Annotated in this window: 5 protein-coding genes; 1 reads left to right on the top strand and 4 read right to left on the bottom strand. The window is 64.6% G+C overall.

The features are described 5' to 3' along the window. From VFV09_07885 to VFV09_07870, 4 genes are all read right to left on the bottom strand, one after another. On the bottom strand, positions 1-1,091 hold a 1,091-nt coding region (locus tag VFV09_07885; GenBank protein ID HEU4867632.1), incomplete at its 3' end, for an Ig-like domain-containing protein. Continuing rightward, positions 1,088-1,645: a hypothetical protein gene (locus tag VFV09_07880; GenBank protein ID HEU4867631.1), complete on the bottom strand. Its 558-nt coding sequence runs from the start codon at positions 1,643-1,645 to the stop codon at positions 1,088-1,090. The genes VFV09_07885 and VFV09_07880, both read right to left, overlap by 4 nt. Positions 1,646-1,733: 88 nt before the next feature. Continuing rightward, positions 1,734-2,192, bottom strand: coding sequence for a hypothetical protein (locus tag VFV09_07875; GenBank protein ID HEU4867630.1), 459 nt, complete (start codon positions 2,190-2,192; stop codon positions 1,734-1,736). Positions 2,193-2,428: 236 nt separating this feature from the next. Beyond that, positions 2,429-3,091 carry an MBL fold metallo-hydrolase gene (locus VFV09_07870; GenBank protein HEU4867629.1) on the bottom strand — a complete coding sequence of 221 codons (663 nt, stop codon included), beginning with the start codon at positions 3,089-3,091 and terminating at the stop codon, positions 2,429-2,431. A gap of 89 nt (positions 3,092-3,180) precedes the next feature. Between VFV09_07870 and VFV09_07865 the strand changes: the two genes are divergently transcribed. Beyond that, positions 3,181-3,519: hypothetical protein (locus VFV09_07865; protein ID HEU4867628.1), on the top strand; the 339-nt coding region annotated here is incomplete at its 3' end.

The raw sequence follows: 3,519 nt of genomic DNA, 5'->3' as shown, positions 1-3,519 counted from the left end.
GTGACCACCGGCGCCGTCGTGTCGATAGTCAGAGCAAGAGCACCCGATGCAACCGACACGTTCCCGGCAACATCCGTGGCCCGGGCGGTGATTGAGTGCACCCCCTGGCTCAGCGTCGAAACTGCGATCGAGTAGTTCCCTCCTGTAGCCGTGCCGCTGCCGACCTCGACTGCGCCGGCGTAGATCCTCACCGTCGAGCCCGAATCGGCGGTGCCGGTGAAGGTGGGGGTGGTCGATTTGGTGAGATCGTCGGTCGACGAGCTCCCCGAATCCGACCCGGCCGCCAGGTCGGGCGCCGAAGGGGCGGGCACCGAGGTGTCGATTGTCACGCTCAGGCCGGTCGAGGGCCCAGACACGTTCCCGAACGCATCGGTGGCGGTGGCCGTGATGACATGGGTTCCCGGGGCGAGGGCGGACGCCTGGATCAGGTACACGCTTCCGGTCGCCGACCCGCTGCCCAGCTCCACCCCGCCGGCGAAGATCTTCACCGTGGCGCCCGCCTCGGCGGTGCCGGTGAAGGTGGGGGTCGTTACCTTCGTGAGATCGTCGGTGTTCGAGTCACCCGAATCGGAGGCTGGCACAAGATCCGGAGTCGAGGGGTCCCCGGGAGCGGTGGTGTCGATGGTGACTCCGGAGCTCATCCCGCTCTCGATTCCATGCCAAAGGGATCCGGCGATCCGGGGGGTGACCGCGTAGTACCAGGTGCCGTCCGCTACGCCGGTCTCCGAGCAGTCCAGAGCACTCGAGGACGGCCACGAGCACGTGAACGAATCGCTGGCGGTGGTCGCGGAGGGCGAGTCGTAACGGCTGATGAGATAGCTGGTGACCTCTCTACCGCCCATGGTCGAACCGCGGGTGAAGTCAACTTGCACCGAGGTGGGGCCGGTCGCCTGCACCGCCGGCGTCGACCCGTGCTGGAGGAGGTCACCAATTGCGGTCGCCGGGAGGCTGCTGTCGGTGGATGCCCAGAATGCGGCCGCATTCACCGGTCCGGTGAGGACGACCACCAGGGCGACCAGCCAGACCGGCCGCAGGCGGCGATTGCCGGGCCGCCGGTCCGGATTGAGCAAGGCCAAGGCCGGGTCGGTCACTGCCGGACCGTCAGGGTCACCGGGATGTGGAACCTGGCGCCCTGACACCCCGACGAAGACGTGTAGTCCATGCTCGCCGCGCCGTCCAGGTGGATCAGCAGGGAGCTGCCTGCCCCCACGCTCACGGTCGGAGTCAAGGGGCTGGAAGGGGGGTCGAAGGTAACGCCGGTGGTGGTGCAGCCGGGGAACGCGGCGTCCGCGTATATCGCACCGTTGGGTTCGACTGAGAAGACCTGGACGGCGACCGGGTTGGGGTTCGTCACCCGCAGAAAGACGTCGGCGCTACCGCCGGGGACCAGCGTGGAGGACGGGCCGTCGCCACCGGACAGAGCAGATATCACTACGGGCTGCATGGTGGCGGTGGCCACCGAGGCCGAACCGGAGCCGGAGCCCGCGGCCCAGTAGGCGTAGCCGGAGGTCGCTCCCAGCGTGAAAAGGGTTGAAAGACCGAGGGACAGGCAGATCTGCAGGCCTCGGCTCCCTCGGCGCCGCCCGGATCGGACCAGCGGCGGAGCGGCCTCCGGGCGATCGCATGAAAAGCTCTCTTCGTTCATCACTCTCCCCTGCTGCCCGGGTGTGGTGCGTGTGAAATGGGTATGGGGTGGTGCCCTTAGGCACCACCCCATGTGATGCCGTCCTGGGTTAGACGATGGTGTAGGTCAGGGTCACGGTTGCGTTCTTGCATCCGTCCTGGTTCGCTCCGGTGTTGTTGAACTGAATCGTTGCTCCCGTCCAGGCGCCGCCGGTACCAGCCGGGACTTCTGCACCGACCAGCATCACTTCGTTGTCCAGGAGGTAGTCGGCATCAGTGCAGGCGCCGTCGCCACCCGAAACGCCGGTGATAGCTGCAGTCACGCTGGTGACGTAGGTCGGACCGTCGTTGGGGTTGTCGAACGTGCCCGAGATTGTCTGAGGACTGTCGCCGGGGTACATCGGATCCAGAACCGTTACCTGGTTCGCCGTCAGCGGAAGGGTCTCTCCCGTTTCAGCGGTTCCGGTTCCGGTGCCTCCGGCGGTCCAGTAAGCGTACGCGGCTCCGGCGACGGCCAGAACCAGAAGCGATGCGATGACGGTTGTCTTCCTGCTTCGACGAATTCTCATTTCGTAGCTCCTCGGGCATGTGCCCTGTTGCGGTTCACGGATGCGGGGGTCTGACCTCTTGATGGCGCTCGTCCTTCACGAGTTAGGAAGAATTGATTTTTTGCTGCGACACCTATCGGCATTTCGGCGCGCTTCCGATAAGCCATATGGCCCCCAGATTGGGGCCCAAAGGTCCTATGACTTTAGAAGTCGAACGATTTGATTAGCAGCTGCGGAGAACTCCGCAGCAGAGCGCGTTACCGGGGCAGCGTGGCCACGAACCAGGTAAAGGCTTCTGAGTTCCGGAGGGCCGGTCCGTGACCGAACAGGACCAGCTCCGGCTCCAATTCCGCCACTTTGCGAGCGGAATCTCTGTTCTGCGCCGGATCGAGAGTGAGCACCCGGAGAGGTTCCCGCAGACCGGTCTTCATGGTGAACGGGTTCAGGTTGAACAGGACATCCGCCAGAACCAGCGTCCTGTCGACGGCTCGCCACAGGGCGATGTGGCCCCGGGAGTGTCCCGGTGTGTCGACGACCTCGAAGCTGCCGACCCTGTCGCCCTCTTTCAGCCTGGTAGCGACCGGGTGGGCCGGCGGCGGAGGCATCTTCGACAGGATGTTGCGGGCGACGAAGGTGTCGTTCGCCTCGGGGCCGCTCGTTTCGATCGCGTCAGCATCGTTGGCGCCCGTCATTAGGGGGATGCCGAACCTCTCGCAGACGGCGTGGCTGGAACCGTAGTGGTCGGGGTGGGCGTGGGTTACAAGGTGGGCGGTCGGGACCAGGTCCCCCAGCTGAAGGAAGATGCGCTTATGGGCTTGCGGGCTGCCGGCGTCGACCAGGATGCCGTCTACGAGATAGACGTTGATTAAGTTCGGCGGTTTGCCTGAGAGTTGGTAGACACCATCCGCCAGCTCGAGCATGTCCCGCCTCCCAAACGAGCTCCAACAGTTATCGCGGCCTCAGAGTAGCCGGGAGTAGTCTGCGTGACAACGCGAGCAGGGAGGTATTCATGGACGCTTTCCAGAAGAAGTTCACCATCCAGTTGAACGAAGGGGAGGCCAATACAGGATCGTTCGAGGTAGTTCCTGAAGGCAAGACCGCAGTGATCGAGCACGTGTCGTTGATCGCCTCCGGAGCCGGGGCCCTGAAAGCCGATTACTTCATTACGTCGACCGTCGCAGGGCCCGATGAGTTCACCGATGTCCCGGTGATGGCGATGGTTGGATTCAGCGGAGTGTTCGCCCTCGCCAGCCACCCCGTCAGGGCCTACGCCGCTGCCGGCACCCAGTTCGGAGGGGTGGTTCGCCGTTTTGACACGACGGGTCGAGTGGATGCCAACGTCGTTCTG

Source organism: Actinomycetota bacterium (genome assembly GCA_035759705.1).
Taxonomy (GTDB): Bacteria; Actinomycetota; CADDZG01; order JAHWKV01; family JAHWKV01; genus JAJCYE01.
The sequence above is the reverse complement of the archived record's forward strand: the minus strand, read 5'-3'. Positions and strand labels throughout refer to the sequence as shown.